This is a genomic window from Streptomyces sp. ITFR-16, from assembly GCF_031844705.1.
Classification (GTDB): domain Bacteria; phylum Actinomycetota; class Actinomycetes; order Streptomycetales; family Streptomycetaceae; genus Streptomyces.
In genome coordinates this window covers 1,550,723-1,568,169 of sequence record NZ_CP134609.1, presented here as the reverse complement: position 1 = coordinate 1,568,169, position 17,447 = coordinate 1,550,723, and the positions used below count along the sequence as shown (strand labels likewise).

18 protein-coding genes are annotated in these 17,447 nt (G+C 69.3%); 3 read left to right on the top strand and 15 right to left on the bottom strand.

Translation table 11 applies throughout. The annotated features are described in order from the left end of the window. Window positions 1-5: 5 nt before the first annotated feature. Both RLT58_RS06960 and RLT58_RS06955 read right to left on the bottom strand, forming a co-directional pair. Window positions 6-848 (bottom strand): ABC transporter ATP-binding protein, encoded by an 843-nt coding sequence (locus tag RLT58_RS06960; RefSeq protein ID WP_311309515.1) that lies wholly within the window; start codon window positions 846-848, stop codon window positions 6-8. A gap of 13 nt (window positions 849-861) precedes the next feature. After that, window positions 862-1,749 (bottom strand): aldo/keto reductase, encoded by an 888-nt coding sequence (locus RLT58_RS06955; RefSeq protein ID WP_311309514.1) that lies wholly within the window; start codon window positions 1,747-1,749, stop codon window positions 862-864. 160 nt (window positions 1,750-1,909) lie between these two features. On the opposite strand from RLT58_RS06955, the gene RLT58_RS06950 reads away from it, so the two are divergent. Genes RLT58_RS06950 through RLT58_RS06940 form a run of 3 tightly spaced genes read left to right on the top strand, consistent with a single transcriptional unit; the run spans window position 1,910 to window position 6,263 of the window. Continuing rightward, a complete protein-coding gene (locus tag RLT58_RS06950) occupies window positions 1,910-2,569 on the top strand; it encodes a DUF2690 domain-containing protein (RefSeq protein WP_311309513.1) in 660 nt (219 codons plus the stop codon). Window positions 2,570-2,595: 26 nt separating this feature from the next. Further along, on the top strand, window positions 2,596-5,574 hold the full coding sequence (locus RLT58_RS06945) for a transglycosylase SLT domain-containing protein (RefSeq protein WP_311309512.1): 2,979 nt from the start codon (window positions 2,596-2,598) through the stop codon (window positions 5,572-5,574). A gap of 32 nt (window positions 5,575-5,606) precedes the next feature. Next, window positions 5,607-6,263, top strand: a complete 657-nt coding sequence (locus tag RLT58_RS06940; RefSeq protein ID WP_311309511.1) for a hypothetical protein — start codon at window positions 5,607-5,609, stop codon at window positions 6,261-6,263. An 89-nt stretch (window positions 6,264-6,352) separates the two neighbouring features. Here RLT58_RS06940 and RLT58_RS06935 read toward each other — a convergent pair whose 3' ends face one another. From RLT58_RS06935 to RLT58_RS06875, 13 genes are all read right to left on the bottom strand, one after another. Next, entirely contained in the window at window positions 6,353-6,676 is a 324-nt protein-coding gene (locus RLT58_RS06935; protein WP_311309510.1) for a hypothetical protein, read from the bottom strand. Window positions 6,677-6,749: 73 nt separating this feature from the next. Next, window positions 6,750-7,007, bottom strand: a complete 258-nt coding sequence (locus RLT58_RS06930; protein ID WP_311309509.1) for a hypothetical protein — start codon at window positions 7,005-7,007, stop codon at window positions 6,750-6,752. A gap of 230 nt (window positions 7,008-7,237) precedes the next feature. Continuing rightward, a complete protein-coding gene (locus RLT58_RS06925) occupies window positions 7,238-7,792 on the bottom strand; it encodes a hypothetical protein (RefSeq protein ID WP_311309508.1) in 555 nt (184 codons plus the stop codon). 335 nt (window positions 7,793-8,127) lie between these two features. Then, the gene (locus RLT58_RS06920) at window positions 8,128-8,886 is read right to left on the bottom strand and encodes a sirohydrochlorin chelatase (protein ID WP_311309507.1); all 759 of its coding nucleotides are present in this window, start codon (window positions 8,884-8,886) and stop codon (window positions 8,128-8,130) included. A gap of 7 nt (window positions 8,887-8,893) precedes the next feature. Next, window positions 8,894-9,814 (bottom strand): ABC transporter permease, encoded by a 921-nt coding sequence (locus RLT58_RS06915; RefSeq protein ID WP_311309506.1) that lies wholly within the window; start codon window positions 9,812-9,814, stop codon window positions 8,894-8,896. Further along, a complete protein-coding gene (locus RLT58_RS06910) occupies window positions 9,801-10,592 on the bottom strand; it encodes an ABC transporter ATP-binding protein (RefSeq protein WP_311309505.1) in 792 nt (263 codons plus the stop codon). Before RLT58_RS06910 ends, RLT58_RS06915 begins: the two co-directional genes overlap by 14 nt. Window positions 10,593-10,630: 38 nt before the next feature. Then, complete coding sequence (locus RLT58_RS06905; RefSeq protein WP_311309504.1) at window positions 10,631-11,746, bottom strand: aliphatic sulfonate ABC transporter substrate-binding protein; 1,116 nt, start codon at window positions 11,744-11,746, stop codon at window positions 10,631-10,633. A 243-nt stretch (window positions 11,747-11,989) separates the two neighbouring features. Continuing rightward, entirely contained in the window at window positions 11,990-13,333 is a 1,344-nt protein-coding gene (locus RLT58_RS06900; RefSeq protein ID WP_311309503.1) for a sulfate adenylyltransferase subunit CysN, read from the bottom strand. A 2-nt stretch (window positions 13,334-13,335) separates the two neighbouring features. Beyond that, complete coding sequence (gene cysD / locus RLT58_RS06895; protein WP_311309502.1) at window positions 13,336-14,271, bottom strand: sulfate adenylyltransferase subunit CysD; 936 nt, start codon at window positions 14,269-14,271, stop codon at window positions 13,336-13,338. After that, entirely contained in the window at window positions 14,268-14,813 is a 546-nt protein-coding gene (cysC, locus tag RLT58_RS06890; protein WP_399131042.1) for an adenylyl-sulfate kinase, read from the bottom strand. The genes cysD and cysC overlap by 4 nt, the downstream gene beginning before the upstream one ends. A gap of 23 nt (window positions 14,814-14,836) precedes the next feature. Then, window positions 14,837-15,553, bottom strand: a complete 717-nt coding sequence (locus tag RLT58_RS06885) for a phosphoadenylyl-sulfate reductase (RefSeq protein WP_311309500.1) — start codon at window positions 15,551-15,553, stop codon at window positions 14,837-14,839. Further along, complete coding sequence (locus tag RLT58_RS06880; protein ID WP_311309499.1) at window positions 15,550-15,729, bottom strand: hypothetical protein; 180 nt, start codon at window positions 15,727-15,729, stop codon at window positions 15,550-15,552. Before RLT58_RS06880 ends, RLT58_RS06885 begins: the two co-directional genes overlap by 4 nt. Further along, complete coding sequence (locus RLT58_RS06875; protein ID WP_311309498.1) at window positions 15,726-17,423, bottom strand: nitrite/sulfite reductase; 1,698 nt, start codon at window positions 17,421-17,423, stop codon at window positions 15,726-15,728. The genes RLT58_RS06880 and RLT58_RS06875 overlap by 4 nt, the downstream gene beginning before the upstream one ends. Window positions 17,424-17,447: the final 24 nt, after the last annotated feature.

Sequence of the window (17,447 nt, the reverse complement as noted above, 5' to 3'; positions counted from 1 at the left end):
GGGCGTCAGCGGCGCGCGGGCCGCTGGGCCCGCGCCGTCCAGCGCCCGTCCGTGCGCGCGATCCGCACCGGATGGCCGAAGCACTCGCTGACCCGGTCAGTGGTCAGCACCCCGTCCGCCGCGCCCGAGGCCACACACCGCCCGTCGCGCAGCAGCATCGCGTGCGTGGTCGAGGCGGGCAGCTCCTCCAGATGGTGCGTGACCAGCACCGTCGCCAGCTCGGGATGCTCCTCGCGCAGCGCGTCCAGACTGTCCAGCAACTGCTCCCGCGCGGCCAGGTCGAGACCGGTCGCCGGCTCGTCGAGGAGCAGCAGCCGGGGCTGCGGCATCAGCGCGCGGGCGATGAGCGTCCGCCCGCGCTCTCCCTGCGACAGCGACGGCCAGCGCGACTCCGTCTTGCCCGCCATCCCCAGCATCGCCAGCAGCCGCGCCGCCCGCTCCCGCTGCCCGGAACTCGGCGACCAGCGCGGCACCGGCTCGACCGAGTTGGTCAGACCCGTCAGCACCACCTCGTCCACCGTCAGCGGCGACCGCAGCGGATGGCGCGGATTGACATGCCCCAGCAGCGTCCGCAGCTCCCGCAGATCGACCCGCCCCAGCGTCCGGCCCAGCACCTCCACCGACCCCCGGGTGGGGTGATTGACCGCACCCAGCAGCCCGAGCAGGGTGGACTTGCCCGCCCCGTTGGCACCGAGCAGCGCCCAGTGCTCCCCGCCGCGCACGGTCAGCGAGACCGAGTCCAGCAGCAGATTCCCGTCCCGGACGAGACAGACCCGGTCGGCCCGGATCACCGGCACCGGCTCCGGAGCCTCGGGGACGGACGGGGGCAGGGGTGCGGTGGTCGTCACGTGCGGTGCTCCTTCATGCGGAGGCGAGCGCCTCCAGGCGGCTCATGTCCTCGGTCGTCAGCCGGATCCCGCGCGCCCCCAGGTTCTCCGCCAGATGGGCGGGCGAACCGGTGCCCGGCGTCGGGCACAGCACGGGGGAGCGGTGCAGCAGCCACGCGAGGGCGATCTGCCCCCGGGTGGCGCCGTGGCGCTCCGCGATCCCGTCGAGGGACGCGGCCTCCTCGCCCGTCAGCGCCCCGTTGGCCAGCGGGAACCAGGGGAGGAAGGCGAGGCCATGGGTTTCGCACACCTTCAGCACCGCGTCCGACGCGCGGTCGAGGAGGTTGAAGCGGTTCTGCACCGAGGCGATCCCGGTCAGGGAGAGCGCCTGCTCCAGCTGGTCGGCGGTGAGGGTGTCCAGACCGATGTACCGGATCTTACCTTCCTGCCGCAGGGCATCCAGAGCCCCCAGCTGCTCGGCCATCGGCACCTGCGGATCCAGCCGGTGCAGCTGGTACAGGTCGATCCGGTCCGTCCGCAGCCGCCGCAGACTCGCCTCGCACATCGCCCGCAGCCGCTCCGGCCGCCCCGCGATGTGCCAGGAGCTGTCGCCGGTGCGCACCACCCCGCCCTTCGTCGCGATCACCAGGTCCTCGCGGTACGGGTGCAGCGCCTCGGCGACCAGTTCCTCGGCCACCCCGGGACCGTAGTTGTCGGCGGTGTCGATCAGCGTGACGCCCTGCTCCACCGCCGCCCGCAGCACGGCCACGGCATCGCGCCGGTCCCCGCGCGGGCCCCAGTAGCCGGGACCGGTCAGCTGGGCGGTGCCGTAGCCGAGACGGCGTACGGGCAGCTCGCCGCCGAGGAGGAAGGCGCCGTCGGACGGGGCCGGGGGAGGAACGGGGGGAGGTACGGAAGACATGAGGGGAACAGTAGTCCGGCGCGGAATGTGACTCCGGGAAAGGGCCTTGGGCTGCGCGCACACCACCTATGAGGTGCACTGCGGCGACATGTCCGGCTTCGGTATCCGCGCAGGCAGGGAGCTCAATAACACCCCTTAATCGCAAGCGTGTTCGCGTAAGATGCGCCTGTCTCCCCGGCGCCCCAAGTGGCGCAGGGGCGGCAGGGACATGAATACGGCCGTCCGTGCCGCGCTCGTGCGGCACGGAGAAGAAATATCTGAGGTGATGTGTGTGCACGGCATACGAAGATGGGGGCCGGCCGCGGCAGCCCTGGCGCTGCTGACGGGGGCCCTCCAAGGCATCCAGGCGTCCCCCGCCGCGGCGGTCGACTGCTTTCGATCCACGTGTTCGGGAAAGGACCCCATTGAGATGGGGTGTGACGAAGACGCCGAGATCCTTCAGCAGGTGACCGAGCCGGACGAGTCGGTCTCGGTGCGGCTGATGTGGTCACCGCTCTGCCAGGGGGTATGGGCGAAAGTTGCACGTGATCTCGACACGTCGCCCGACTATGTGTACCTGACGCTGTGGACGACGCGTGATCCCGACGGCGGTATCCAGGCCGCCGACACGGCGGGCCTTCTCGGCGACGGCGTGGCAGGCGCCTACACCAAGATGCGGAACTGGAAGAAGACGTCGGCGAAGGCGTGCTGGAACGACGTCGACGCCCAGTTCGATCCCCAGCCGATGAGATACATCATCCAGGACCCCACCGCCAGCGGGGACAAGCCGGTCGACGTGAGCCTCCCTGCTCTGCACGGCAGTTGCACGGACTGGCTTTAAGGAAAATCATGCGAAGAAGACGTTTCATGCGATCTTTGTCCAAGAACCCGCTGGTGGTCATGAGCGTGCTGGCGGCGTCCGCCGCTCTGGTCCCGCTGGCTTCCGCGGAGAGCGCACCGGCCACACCGGCCCCTGCGGCCGCAGAGACCACATCACGCCTGTTCTCCGCCCCCAGCTCGGACCTGGGGGCGGACTACGCCTCTTCGACGGACGCGATCGTGCAGGCCACCGGCGACGCCGAGGGACTGCACATCCTTGCCGCGCGGGAGAGCGACGGGTTCTCCTTCTACGAGATCGCCCGTCTCAACCGCAAGGAACTGTCCGAGGTCGGCCCGTGGACAGGCTACGTCTGCACCACGGGTTCGGGGAACTACGCGGCAGCGGTCTACGCCCCCTCGGTCTGGTCCAACAAGGCCGGTGCGTACGCGAGCGGTGCGTTCGCCGCGGTGATCCGTCTTTCCGACGGCAAGGTCACCGAGGTTCCCGACCGGGTGCAGCTGGCGTACTTCACGCCGGGCTGCGGCGCGGGCGACGAGGTGGCGTTCACCTCCAGTTCGGCCACGGACACGTCCGTCGGCTCGACAACGGTGATCTCGGTCGACGCGACCACCGGATCGGTGTCCTCCCGCCGCGCTGTCGACGGCTACCTGACGCACGTCACGCCCACGCAGAAGGGCACCGTCGGCGTCCTCGCCGGCAACCTCGTCGACCTGAAGGACAACGGGAAGACGAAGCTGTCCGCCCGCAAGCTCTCCAAGGTGCCCGGCCCGATGTTCGCGCTGACCGCCTCGAAGAACGGCGCCGTGGACGTCGGCACGGTCGAGGGCGGGAGCAGCGTCATCTCCCGCTTCGACGGCAAGTCCTTCACCGAGCTGGGCCGGGCTCCGAAGGGCGAGGTGAAGCTCCTGCCCGTGGCCGCCGGCGACGCGGTCGTCGGTGACGTGAAGGGAATCGACACCGGCAAGGCCCCGGGACTCGCCAAGCACGCGGTGGACGGCCGTGTGGCCGGGATCTCGCGGCTCGGCCACCTGGTGACCCACTCGGTGTTCTCCGAGCAGATGAAGGGCATAACCGAGGGTGTCGGCTCGTCCCAGGCCAAGGGGGCCGGATCGCTGACCGTCAAGGCGACCGCGCTGAAGACGGGTGCGAAGGCCACCAAGCTCGTGGACGCCGACCGCAAGCGGCCGAAGCCGGACGAGTCGCTGCCGATGGGCCCGACCGCGTTCGCCATGTCCGACGACGACGATCCGCTCAACTGCGGTGAGGGCGGCCCGGAGACGAAGTGCCTGTCCGGCGCCGGTGCGGCCGTCCACGGCAAGGTCGAGCGGATGGAGACCCCCTGCATCGTCAAGCGCAACGACCCCAAGCGCCAGGCGCTCCAGGCCAGCGCCAACCAGGTCGAGTGGGCTGTCGACCAGGCTGTTCACGGCAGACTGACGGTCTCGCGTCCGGCGGACTGGCACGACACCGGCCTGGGCGCCTACACCCCGCAGGGTTTGTTCCCCAAGCCGCAGCTGACCGGCGGAGGCGAGATTCCCGCGCAGGTCATGCTGGGCATCCTCGCCCAGGAGTCCAACTTCAAGCAGGCGTCCTGGCACTCCATGAACGGTGACTCGGGCAACGTCACCAGGTCCGACTGGCTCGGGAACGGGAACGGCATCCACGGCTATCCCGACGCGAGCGTGGCCGACTGCGGCTACGGCATCGCCCAGGTCACGACCGGCATGAACGCGGCGTACGCCGAGCAGCTGGACACCCTGCACGCGGGTGCCGTCACCACGGACTACGCGGCGAACATCGCCGCGGGTCTGCAGATCCTGGGCGAGAAGTGGAACCAGCTCAAGGACCTGGGCATGAATGCCAACAGTGGCAGCCCGGCCTACATCGAGAACTGGTACATGGCGCTGTGGGGCTACAACTCCGGCGTCTACACCGTCGGCAGCACCGCCGGCCTGGGCTTCTTCAACAACCCGATCAACCCGAGCTACCCTGCCGACCGTAAGGCGTTCCTGCGCTACAGCTACGACGACGCGTCCCGCCCCGGCGAGTGGAACTACTCGGAGAAGATTCTCGGCTGGGCGGAAGTCCCGCAGCTGACCTGGAACAGCGAAGAATCGTACGCCAAGCCCGACATGCCGTTGAGCGTCCTCAAGACTCCCCCGTACGGACTGTTCTGTGACTCGTCCAACGTGTGCGACCCGGCCGCGGCCGACCCGTGCCCGAGCTGGAACAACCTGTGCTTCTGGGGCAAGGCCGTGGAATGGATAGGCGGGCAGGGTGCCGGCAACTCCAGCACCGAGAACCTCAGCTACTCGCTCGGCTCGTCGGAACCGGCACTCCAGAGCAAGTACGACCACGGCCCGTGCATCGACCATCCGAGCGTCTACACCAATGCCATCATCGTCGATGATCTCGGAGAGCACGAGGACACCTACGGCTGCGGGGATTTCGAAGGAGCCTGGGACGGGAAGTTCACCCTCCAGGTCGGTGACAACATCACCACCCAGAGGGAAGACAGCAGCTTCCGCGCCACCCCGTACATTGCCAACATCGACCTTCACCAGCTCGGCGCCGGGTACGACCACCATCTGTACTTCACGCACAGCTACGACTACCCGGAGGTCTTCCACAGGATCACCGGCCGGTGGCAGGTCAACCCGAAGTCGCTTCCTTCCGGCGACCAGCCCGGCGAGCGCTACAAGGTCTTTCTCCACCTGCCCAGCCATGGCGCGGAAGCAACCGTCCGGTACGACTTCATCCCGGGCGACAACACGGCCGGAGCGAAGGCCGACTACTGCAACGTCAACCAGGGAACGCGCAGCGCGGGCGGAGAGACCTGGTTCGAGATGGGCACCTTCAGCTTCTGGAAGGGTGGCCGGATCGAGATGGACAACATCCAGAAGGGCGGCACCGGAGACGACAACGTGGTGTTCGACGCGATCGCCTTCGTTCCGTTCCTGAACGCCGACCCCGGCGCGTGCGCCCTTGTCGACGGTGGCTTGTGATTCGCGCCGCCCTCCGTGTTCCCGTCGTGCTGATGAGTGTCGTCATCGGCGCGGCGGGAGCCGCCTCCTGCAGCCGCAGCGGCCCCGGAACGGCAGCGTCCGAGCATCCGAAGGCCGTGGCGCCTGAGCCGGAGCCTTCCAAGGCGCGGACTGCGCCGCGTGCCGCCGATCTACCGAAGCACGCGGTAGCCGACGACGAGCGGCCCAGCTTGGGCGCGGCGGACACGATGACCGCCGGATACACCGGGAAGGAATTCCTCGCCCGGCTTGCGAAGAACTGGAAGCTGAAGTTGGACGAGCCCGTCGAGCAGGAGATGCCCGACGGGAAGAAGAGGACATACGTCCATGGGCGCGGCGAAAGCGGGCTGACGGTTTCGGCCGGATACGCCGATCACAAGGACATGTCGTCTCTTGTGTGCGGCACCAGCACGAATCAGTCCGACGGCCTTGGCTTCCTTGCCGCTTGCACCGGGGTGGACGCGGTGGGAATCGACCACGGCAAGGCGTCTTCGTGGCTCGAACAGGCGAAGAAGGAGACCGATTCCCTGTACGAGAAGAAGGTGGCCGAGACGGGAATCAAGAAGGAGTACGTCGTCAGCGGCGTGTTCGTCTCGGGGCCGGTGGTGATGGTTCTGCACCGGGCGTACGAGAAGTACTCCCTGAGAATTCTCGGAGGCGCGGTGGTGTAGAGCGAGCAGCCGACCGGAGCGAAGGTCCCTGCCGACGCCGGCAGGGACCTTCGCTCCGAAAGCGATTGGTCCGATCCGCCGTACGGGGGTCAGCAGATGAGTTCTGCGGTCTTTTGCTTGTACTCCTGCATTTCGCCCGCCTCGTAGCCCGCTTCCTTGAGGCTTTGCATCAGTGCCGCCGTATCGCCGCACAGGCGGGTGCGCTGCTGATCAAGGTAGGACTTGACGCCTTTGGCAGGCAGTTGTTCCCACGTCCGTTTGACATCTTCGTTCTTCTCATGGATGTAGGAAAACTCGACCCATTCCTTCTCCCGGTCGGTCAGGCCGGATGTGTCGACAGACGTGCTGCTTCCCCCGCATGAGGCGACCAGGAGAGTGCATGCCGCCACGAAGCATATGCGTGCTTTCTTCACAATGCTCTCTTCTGAGTAGATTCCAGAGAGGCATTGTATCCGCTCGGCTCGACGCCATCTCCGCCTTCATCTCTCAGTAGTTGATGACTGAGTCGATGTAGACCTTCGGGTCGTCCTGCAAGGAGCCTTCGTAGGAGTCGCCTATGAGCGTGGTCTCCCGGCCTGCCTTGCCCGCCGCCACATGCGGGAAATCAAATGTGGTGCTCCGCACCCAGTCCGTGCCGTTCCCCACGCTGACAGTGACCCTGATGTTCAGAGCCGTGTCGTGGGTGTTGGCGGCGTTGCAGGAGACATCGAAGCCGGTCGCACGGGGAGTGACCCGGACCTCCACATCGCCAAGCGTAGTGATCTTCGTCTTCCCCAGGTGACTGATGACCGGTGACGGTTCCGGATCCGCCTCAGTTGTCGCCTCGGCACTCGGAGTACCGCTCGACATGCCGGAGGGAGACGGCGAGGGGGCGGAATATGGAGCCGGACTGTTCGAGCAGCCGGTGACCAGCGCGATGATGAGCAGTGCCGCGCCCCAAGTCGCGGGGCGCAGCACGCCGGCGGGGGACTGCACTAGTTGCAGGCACCCACGGTGAGGTAGTTGTCGACGACGACCTTGGTGCCGACCTTCATGTATGAGTACGCCTGGCCGCAGTAGCCGCGGTTCTGGTACAAGGGCCCGGCGTATGAACTGAAGGTTCCCGAGTCTTCCACGTCTGGGGTGGCCGTGTAGTTGTCAGCCAGTTTGAGACGCATGGGGTGCGCGACTCCGGTGTCATTGAAGAACACGGCGCAGATCGGCTTGTCGTAGTAACTGCTTCCCGTTGTCTTGCCGTTGGTCCAGGTGTACGTGGTTCCGTACGTGCCGTACCGGGCGGCGCTGACAGAGATGGTGTAGCCGGCTCCGCATACGTTGGCGGCCGCCGCGGCCACCTTCGCATCTGCCCCGACGATTTTCTTGGTTGCGTCACTTGCCTGCTTGTCGACCTGGACGCCCTGAATATCCACGGTCGCTATCGCCGTGGCACTCGCCGACTTGGTCCCGTCGGCGGCCGATGCGGCAGGCGCGGCCACAGTCGCAGCGAGCAGGACGGCGCAGATTCCGGCCAACCGTACAGAAGTCTTCACGTTTCCCCCTTGAAGTGCCTGTCAGGTGATCCTGACGTGTGGAGAATACCGCATGGAGTGCTCATGTCATATGGGTCGATGAGCCGTGAAAGGGGTGGAATGAGCCGGCCGGCAGAACCGCCAAGTCGAATCGGCCTCGTGCAACTCGCAGGGAGGAAAAGGCCATTGTGTATATGCCGGTAATTCCGCAAGGGCCTTGTCCGCATGGGTGGTGGACCGGGGCGGCCGATATCGGCGGGGAAGCTCGCTCGGACGAGTCGTCGCCACCGCCGGCTTGCGACGGCGGCCCGCGCTGCGGGCCATCCCGCACGGCGAGGAGGCCTGGCCGGCTCCGCCTACGCGCTGACCCGAACCGTCCGGGCGGCCGGGACGCGTGCCTCGTCGTACCGGGCCAGCAGCAGCCGCGCCAGCTCCGGCGAAGGACCCAGCACCCCCGCCAGCACATCGGCGCCCGCCTCGGCCGCCCCCGCCGCGATGCGGTCCGGGAGGCGGCCGGGCGCGATCACATAGGGGGCGACCGCCACGCGGCGCACCCCGTCGGCCCGCAGGGCCCGTACCGCGTCCTCGGTGCGGGGCTGGGATGCGGAGGCGAACGCAGGCCGCACGGAACACCAACCGGTGTGCCGCAGCTCCCGCGCGATTTCAGCGATCACTGCGATCGCCTCCGGGTCTGTGGAGCCCGCCGACGCCAGGACGAGCCCGGTCGAACTCCGGTCGCCGGGGCGCACCCCGGCCTCGTACAGCCGCCGCTCCAGAGCGGAGTTCAGCAGCGGCGAGGGGCCCAGCACCTCGGCCTGGCGCACCCGCAGCCGGGGCAGCCTGGCGCGCGCCTCGCGCAGCACCGCCGGGATGTCGGACTTGGCGTGGAACGCCCGGGTGAGCAGCAGCGGCAGCGCCACCACCTCGTGCGCCCCCTGCGCCGCCAGCCGTTCCAGGACCCGCGGCACCGAGGGCGCGTTGAAGTCCAGGAAGCCCGTCTCCACGCGCAGCCCGGGCCGCAGCGCCCGTACCCGCGCGGTGAGCGCGTGCACGGTCGCCGCGTGCCGCGGATCGCGGCTGCCGTGGGCGATGACGAGGAGGACCGGAGCAGTCATGACGGGCTCAGTTCTTGACGAGGAGGCCGCGGCTGCGCAGCACCCACCGCTCCAGCGGACTGAAGATGAGCAGGTCGATGGCGATGCCGACGATCAGGATCAGGAAGATGGCGAGGAAGACCATCGACATGCTGCTGGTCTCCCGGCCCTGCTCCAGCAACTGGCCGAGGCCCACGCCCAGATCGGGCGAGGAGGCGATGATCTCGGCGGCCATCAGCGAGCGCCAGGAGAACGCCCAGCCCTGCTTCAGCCCCGCCAGATAGCCGGGCAGCGAGGCGGGCAGCACGATGTGCCAGGTGCCGCGCAGACCGGTGGCGCCGAGCGTCTGGCCGGCCCGCAGATGCAGCGGCGGGATCTGGTCGACACCGGCGACGAGGCCGTTGGCGATCGAGGGGACGGCGCCGAGCAGGATCACCGCGTACATCATCCGGTCGTCCAGCCCGAGCCAGATGACCGCCGGCGGCACCCATGCCACCGACGGCAGCGACTGGAGGCCGGAGAGCACCGGACCGATCGCCGCGCGCACCACCTTCACCCGCGACACCAGCAGCCCCAGGGGGGTGCCGATGACCAGGGCGAGGAGGAAGCCCAGCAGACCGCGCGAGACGCTGGTCCAGATGTAGCCGAGCAGGGTGCCCTGCGCCCAGGCGTCCGCCACCTCGTCCCAGACATGGGCCGGGGACGGCAGCTTGTAGTCGTCGGTGACCTTCGCCCAGATCAGGATCTGCCAGACGACGAGCACCAGGGCGACCGCCACCACCGGGGGCAGCACCTTCTGCACCAGCACCTGGCGGACCGGTGTGCGGCTCACCCGTACCGCGTCGAGCGCGTCGAGCCCCGCCTCCAGACCGGCCAGGTCCTGGGCGTCGTCCTTCTTCGGTGCCCCGGCCCCGTCGCTGTCCTTGACGGTGGTCTCAGTGCTGGCCATGTCGGCGGATCTCCCCACGCAGTTGTTCGGTGATCTCGACGGAGAGCTCCGCCACCGCGGTGTCCTCGATGCGGCGGGGCTGCTCGATGTCGACCGTCCACTCACGGGCGATCCGGCCGGGGCGGGAGGAGAGCAGCACCACGCGCTCGGCGAGGCGGACCGCCTCGCGCACGTTGTGGGTGACGAAGAGGACCGAGACGTTCGTCTCGCGCCAGATCCGCGTCAGTTCGTCGTGCAGCACATCGCGGGTGATGGCGTCGAGCGCGGCGAACGGCTCGTCCATCAGCAGCAGCTGGCTGTCCTGGGCGAGCGCGCGGGCCATCGCCACCCGCTGGCGCATGCCGCCCGAGAGTTCGTGCACCCGCTTGCCGTACGCCCCGCCCAGGCGCACGAGTTCGAGCAGCCGCTCGGCCTCGGGGCGGCGGTCCGGCCTCGGTACGCCGCGCAGCCGCAGCGCCAGTTCGATGTTCTTGCCCGCGGTCAGCCACGGGAAGAGGGCGTGCTCCTGGAACATCAGGGCCGGCCGCCCGCCGGGGGTCTCGATGGACCCCGCGGACGGACGGTCGAGCCCGGCCACCAGATTCAGCAGCGTCGATTTTCCGCACCCGGAAGCTCCCAGGAGGGTGACGAACTCGCCCGGAGCGACATCGAGGGTGATGTCGTCCAGGACGAGCTGCTGCCCCTGCGGTCCGCCGAAGGACTTCGAGACATGGTCGATCCGGGCGGCGTGCCCGACCGCCGTACGGTCCTCGGCCTTGGTGAGCGTCGTCGTCGCCATGGTCGTCACCTCCTGGGAGATCCTGGAACGGTCGGTGGTTACTTGACGCCGAGACCGGCGTCGTCGACCTCGGGCTTGCCCGCGGCCTTGAGGACCTTGTTGAGCGGCTTCAGGTCGTAGATGCCGCTCAGGTCCGTCTCGTCCAGCAGGCCCGCCTTCACGGCGTGCTTCGCCTCGGTGTCGAGCGTGGCGGCCAGCGGGTCGTCGATGAACTCGATGGACTCCCACGCCGGGTCGATGACGTCGGCCGGAAGCTCCTTGCCGGACAGCGTCTTGAGCGCCGCGTTGGCGGACGCCTTCGCCTTGTCCGGGTTGGCGTTGATCCAGGCGTTGGTGTTGACCGAACCGCGCAGCACCGCCTCGACCACGTCCGGGTGCTCGGAGAGGAACTTCTGCGACACGATGATGTTCGTGATCACGAACTTGTCGTCCGGCCACAGCTTCCGCTCGTCCAGGAGCACCTTCGCGCCCTGCGCGACCAGCTTGGACGCGGTCGGCTCCGGCGCCCACGCACCGTCGATGGAACCGGACTTGTAGGCGTCCGGGGTCACCTTGTTGTCGGTGCGGACGACCGAGACATCGCCCTTGCCGCTCTGCGCGTCGACCTTCCAGCCCTTCTCGGACACCCAGTTGAGGAACGCGACGTCCTGGGTGTTGCCGAGCTGCGGGGTGGCGATCTTCTTGCCCTTGAGGTCGTCCAGGGTCTTGATCTTCTTCGGGTTGACGACCAGCTTCACCCCGCCGGAGGCCGAACCGCCGATGATGCGCAGGCTCTTGCCCTTGGACTTGGCGAAGCCGTTGATGGACGGCGAGGGGCCGATGAAGCCGATGTCGATCGAACCCGCGTTGAGCGCCTCGATCTCGGACGGGCCCGCGTTGAACGTCGAGGGCTTGACCGTGGTGCCGCCGAGCTCCTTGGCGATGATGCCTTCCTGGATACCGACCAGGGCGGTGGCGTGCGTGAGGTTCGGGAAGTAGCCGATCTTCACGGTGTCCGCCGAGAGCTTCTTCCCGCCGGAGGAGACGTTCGCCTTCTTGGCGTCGTCGTCCTTCGAGTCGGAGCCGTAACCGCAGGCGGTGAGCGCCACGGCGAGCAGCGGCAGAGCGGCGGCAGCGGCGAGGCTGCGGCGCAGGGTGGTACGGGTGGCAGGCACGGGAGGCTTTCCTCTCGTTGGCCCGGTGCTCACGTCCCCCGGAATACCGGGGGCGCGGCCGGGAAGTCGGCAGGTCTTCGTCTGAACGGGCGGTGCGGGCGGTGCGGTTGGTGCTGCCGGGCGCGCAGGCAGTGCGCGTACGTCATCGCGCACATCGCGCAACCCCGCCCTGGCCGCTGCCGAGGGCGCCGCTGCCGACCCGGCCGCCCTCCTTCGCGAAGGTCGAGAAGAAGTCGGTCCCCATCAGAAGTCCCACTCCGCGTCGTCGTCCGCCGGGGCCTCGGCCTGCGCGACGGCGGCGAACGAGGCGCCCGCCATGCCGGCCGACAGCGTGGTGCCGTCCGCCGGGTCGATCAGCAGGAAGGAGCCGGTGCGGCGCGAGTCGGCGTACGCGTCGAGCGCGAGCGGCTCGGCGGTACGGACCACGACGCGGCCGATGTCGTTGGCGACGAGCTGCCCCGGCGCCGGGTGCTGCGAGAGGTCGTCCAGGGTCAGCCTGGACGGGATGTCCTTGACGATCGCCTTGACCGTGCGGGTGGTGTGCTTGAGCAGCACCCGCTGGCCCACGGTGAGCGGCTGGTCGGCGACATGGCAGACGGTCGCCTCGACGTCCTGGGTGACGGCCGGGGCGTCGTCGGCCGGGGCGATGAGATCGCCGCGCGAGACGTCGATGTCGTCGGCCAGCCGGACGGTCACCGACTGGGGCGCCCAGGCGACGTCCACGCCGGCGCCGAGCAGATCGATCCCGGCGATGGTGGTGGTACGGCCGGAGGGCAGGACGGTGACGGGCTCGCCGACCCGGAAGACGCCGGCGGCGATCTGGCCCGCGTAACCCCGGTAGTCGGGGTGCTCGGCCGTCTGCGGCCGGATCACGTACTGGACGGGGAAGCGGGCGTGGCAGGCGGTGAGGTCATGGCTGACCGGGACCGTCTCCAGATGCTCCAGGACGGTCGGGCCGCCGTACCAGTCCATGTGCGCGGACGGCTCCACGACGTTGTCCCCGGCCAGTGCGGAGATCGGGATCGCGGTGATCTCCGGGACTCCGAGGGAGGCGGCGTACGCGGTGAACTCCTCGGCTATCGCGGCGAACACCGGCTCCGCGTAGTCGACGAGGTCCATCTTGTTGACGGCCAGCACCACGTGCGGGACGCGCAGCAGCGCGGCGACGGCGGCGTGCCGGCGGGTCTGCTCGACGACCCCGTTGCGGGCGTCGACCAGGACGACGGCCAGCTCGGCCGTGGAGGCGCCCGTCACCATGTTGCGGGTGTACTGCACATGGCCCGGGGTGTCGGCGAGGATGAACCGGCGCCGGGGCGTGGCGAAGTAGCGGTAGGCCACGTCGATGGTGATGCCCTGCTCGCGCTCGGCCCGCAGCCCGTCGGTCAGCAGCGCCAGGTCCGGCGCCTCCTGGCCGCGGTTGCGCGAGGCGTGCTCGACCGCCTCCAGCTGGTCGGTGAGGACCGACTTGGAGTCGTGCAGGAGCCGTCCCACGAGGGTGGACTTGCCGTCGTCGACGGAGCCCGCCGTGGCGAACCGCAGCAGCGTGGTGGTCGACAGCTGTTCGGCCAGCTGGGTCGGTGTCGTCATGGTTAGAAGTACCCCTCGCGCTTGCGGTCTTCCATCGCGGCCTCGGACATCTTGTCGTCGGCGCGGGTCGCGCCCCGCTCGGTGAGCCGGGAGGCGGCGATCTCGGTGATCACGGCGTCCAGGGTGGTGGCGTCGGAGTCCACGGCGCCGGTGCAGGACATGTCGCCGACCGTGCGGTAGCGCACCTGGCGGGTCTCGGTCCTCTCGTGCTCCTTGGGGCCGCCCCAGTCGCCCGCGGTCAGCCACATGCCGGAGCGGTTGAAGACCTCGCGCTCATGGGCGAAGTAGATCTCCGGCAGCTCGATGCCCTCGCGGGCGATGTACTGCCACACGTCCAGCTCGGTCCAGTTGGAGATCGGGAAGACCCGGACGTGCTCCCCGGCGGCGTGCCGGCCGTTGTAGAGCTGCCACAGCTCGGGGCGCTGGCGGCGCGGGTCCCACTGGGAGAACTCGTCGCGCAGCGAGAAGACCCGCTCCTTGGCGCGCGCCTTCTCCTCGTCGCGGCGGCCGCCGCCGAACACGGCGTCGAAGCGGTGCTGCTGGATCGCCTCGGTCAGCGGCACGGTCTGCAGCGGGTTGCGGGTGCCGTCGGGGCGCTCGCGGAGCTTGCCGGCGTCTATGTACTCCTGCACGGACGCGACGTGCAGCCGCAGCCCGTGCTCGGCGACCGTGCGGTCGCGGTAGGCCAGGACCTCGGGGAAGTTGTGCCCGGTGTCCACGTGCAGCAGCGAGAAGGGCACCGGCGCCGGCGCGAACGCCTTGAGCGCCAGATGCAGCATCAGGATGGAGTCCTTGCCGCCGGAGAAGAGGATCACCGGCCGCTCGAACTCCCCCGCCACCTCACGGAAGATGTGCACCGCCTCGGACTCCAGCGAGTCCAGGTGGCTCAGCGCGTACGGATTGCCGGTGCCTTCCGACACAGTCGCGACGGTCGTCACGCCGCACCCCTCTCGCTCAGCAGCGCGTACAGCTCCGCCGCGGACTCCTGCACGGTCTGCCGGTGCGACTCGATCCGCAGATCGGGCGACTCGGGCGCCTCGTAGGGGTCGTCCACCCCGGTCAGCCCGCTGATCTCGCCCGCCGCCTGCTTGGCGTAGAGCCCCTTCACATCGCGCTCGGAGCACACCTCGACCGGCGTGGCGACGTGCACCTCCAGATACGGGGTGCCCTCGGCCTGGTGCCGCTTGCGGACGGCGTCCCGGCTGTCCGCGTACGGAGCGATGACCGGGACCAGCACCTTCACGCCGTTGGCCGCCAGCAGCTCGGCGACGAAGCCGATCCGCTGGACGTTGGTGTGGCGGTCCTCGCGGGAGAAGCCGAGACCCGCGGAGAGGAACTCCCGGATCTCGTCGCCGTCGAGCACTTCCACCCGGTGGCCCTCGCCGCGCAGCCGCCCGGCGAGTTCGTACGCGATGGTGGTCTTGCCGGCGCTCGGCAGACCGGTCAGCCAGACGGTGGCTCCCGTCTCCGTCACGCTCATCGAAATCTCCTGATCAGTCGTCATCAGCCGTGCAGCCCGCACTCGGTCTTGCCGCGGCCGGCCCAGCGGCCGGCCCGTGCGTCCTCGCCCTCCAGCACCCGGCGGGTGCAGGGGGCGCAGCCCACGGAAGGGTAACCGTCCATCAGCAGCGGGTTGGTGAGCACCCCGTGCTCCGCGACATAGGCGTCCACGTCGTCCTGCGTCCAGCGGGCGATCGGCGAGACCTTCACCTTGCGCCGCTTCTCGTCCCAGCCGACCACGGGCGTGTTCGCCCTGGTGGGGGACTCGTCGCGGCGCAGTCCTGTCGCCCAGGCCGTGTACGGACGCAGGCCGTCCTCAAGGGGCTTGACCTTGCGCAGGGAGCAGCAGAGGTCCGGGTCGCGGTCGTGCAGCCTCGGCCCGTACTCGGCGTCCTGTTCGGCCACGCTCTGACGCGGGGTCAGCGTGATGACGTTGACGTCCATCACCGCCTCCACCGCGTCACGGGTGCCGATCGTCTCGGGGAAGTGGTAGCCGGTGTCCAGGAAGACCACGTCGACGCCGGGCATGGCCCGGGCGGCGAGGTGGGCGACCACCGCGTCCTCCATCGACGACGTCACACAGAACTCGCTGCCGAAGGTCCGCACGGCCCACCGCAGGATCTCCTGCGCCGGGGCGTCCTCCAGCTCCCGGCCCGCGTGCTCGGCCAGCTCCCGGAGTTCCGCCTCGGTGAGTTCCCGGGTTTGCAGAGTGTCGGTCATGTCCCGTCCCCTTCCACCTCGTCGCGCACCAGTCCCCGGGTCAGCAGGCCCAGGAACTTCAGCTGGAACGCCCGGTTGCAGGAGGCGCATTCCCAGGCCCCGTGCCCCGTCTCGTGCGGGCGCAGGTCCTCGTCCCCGCAGTAGGGGCAGTAGAACGGCGCGGCGCGCCCGCTCATGAGAGGGACTCCGCACTGGCCCGGGCGGCCCAGGTGGCGAAGCGCTCGTCCTCCTCGCGCTCCTCCTGGAACTTCCCGAGGACCCGCTCGACGTAGTCGGGCAGCTCGGCCGAAGTGACCTTCAGGCCGCGGACCTTGCGGCCGAATCCGGCCTCCAGGCCGAGGGCGCCGCCCAGGTGGACCTGGAAGCCCTCCACCTGGTTGCCGTCGCCGTCCAGCATGAGCTGGCCCTTGAGGCCGATGTCGGCGGTCTGGATGCGGGCGCAGGCGTTGGGGCAGCCGTTGATGTTGATGGTGAGCGGCTCGTCGAACTCCGGGAGCCTGCGCTCCAGTTCCTCGATGAGGGCGGCGCCGCGCGCCTTCGTCTCGACGATCGCCAGCTTGCAGTACTCGATGCCGGTGCAGGCCATCGTGCCCCGGCGGAACGGGGACGGCTTCACCTGGAAGCCGAGCGCCTCCAGACCGGCGGCCAGCGACTCCACCCGGTCCTGCTCCACGTCGAGGATGATCATCTTCTGCTCGACGGTGGTGCGCAGCCGGTCGGAGCCGTGGGCGGCGGCGAGGTCGGCGATCTTGGCCAGCGTGGAGCCGTCCACCCGGCCGACCCGGGGGGCGAAGCCGACGTAGAAGCGGCCGTCCTGCTGCTGGTGGACCCCGACGTGGTCGCGCCAGCGGCTGCTGGGCTCGTCGGGCGCGGGGCCGTCGACCAGGGGGCGCTTGAGGTACTCGTCCTCCAGCACCTGGCGGAACTTGGCCGGGCCCCAGTCCGCCATCAGGAACTTCAGCCGGGCGCGGGTGCGCAGCCGGCGGTAGCCGTAGTCGCGGAAGATGCCGACGACGCCCGCCCAGACGTCCGCGACCTCGTCCAACGGCACCCAGGCGCCCAGGCGTTCGGCCAGCCGGGGGTTGGTGGAGAGCCCGCCGCCGACCCAGACGTCGAAGCCGGGGCCGTGCTCGGGGTGGACGACGCCCACGAAGGCGATGTCGTTGATCTCGTGCACGACGTCCTGGACCGGGGAGCCGGAGATCGCCGTCTTGAACTTGCGCGGCAGGTTGGAGAACTCCTTGCTGCCGATGTAGCGGTCGTGGATCTCGTCGACCGCCGGGCTGCCGTCGATGATCTCGTCGGCCGCGATGCCCGCCACGGGCGAACCGATGATGACGCGCGGGCAGTCGCCGCAGGCCTCGGTGGTGGAGAGCCCGACGGCCTCCAGCTTCTGCCAGATCGCCGGGACGTCCTCGATGCGGATCCAGTGCAGCTGGATGTTCTGCCGGTCGGTGATGTCCGCCGTGCCGCGCGCGTACTCCTGCGAGACCTCGCCGATCGCGCGCAGCTGCGCGGTGGTCAGCCGGCCGCCGTCGATGCGGACGCGGAGCATGAAGTAGCGGTCGTCCAGCTCCTCCGGCTCCAGGACCGCGGTCTTGCCGCCGTCGATGCCGGGCTTGCGCTGGGTGTACAGCCCCCACCAGCGCATGCGTCCACGAAGGTCGTTGGGGTCGATCGAGTCGAACCCGCGCTTGGAGTAGATCGTCTCAATGCGCGTCCGCACGTTGAGACTGTCGTCGTCCTTCTTGAACTGCTCATTGCCGTTGAGCGGGGTGAAGTGCCCCATGGCCCACTGACCCTCGCCACGGTGGCGTCCCGCCTTGCGGCGGGGCGTGGCGGTCGCAGGCTGTTCCGGGGTGGCGGCCATGACAGTACGTCCTTCGGGACTGCA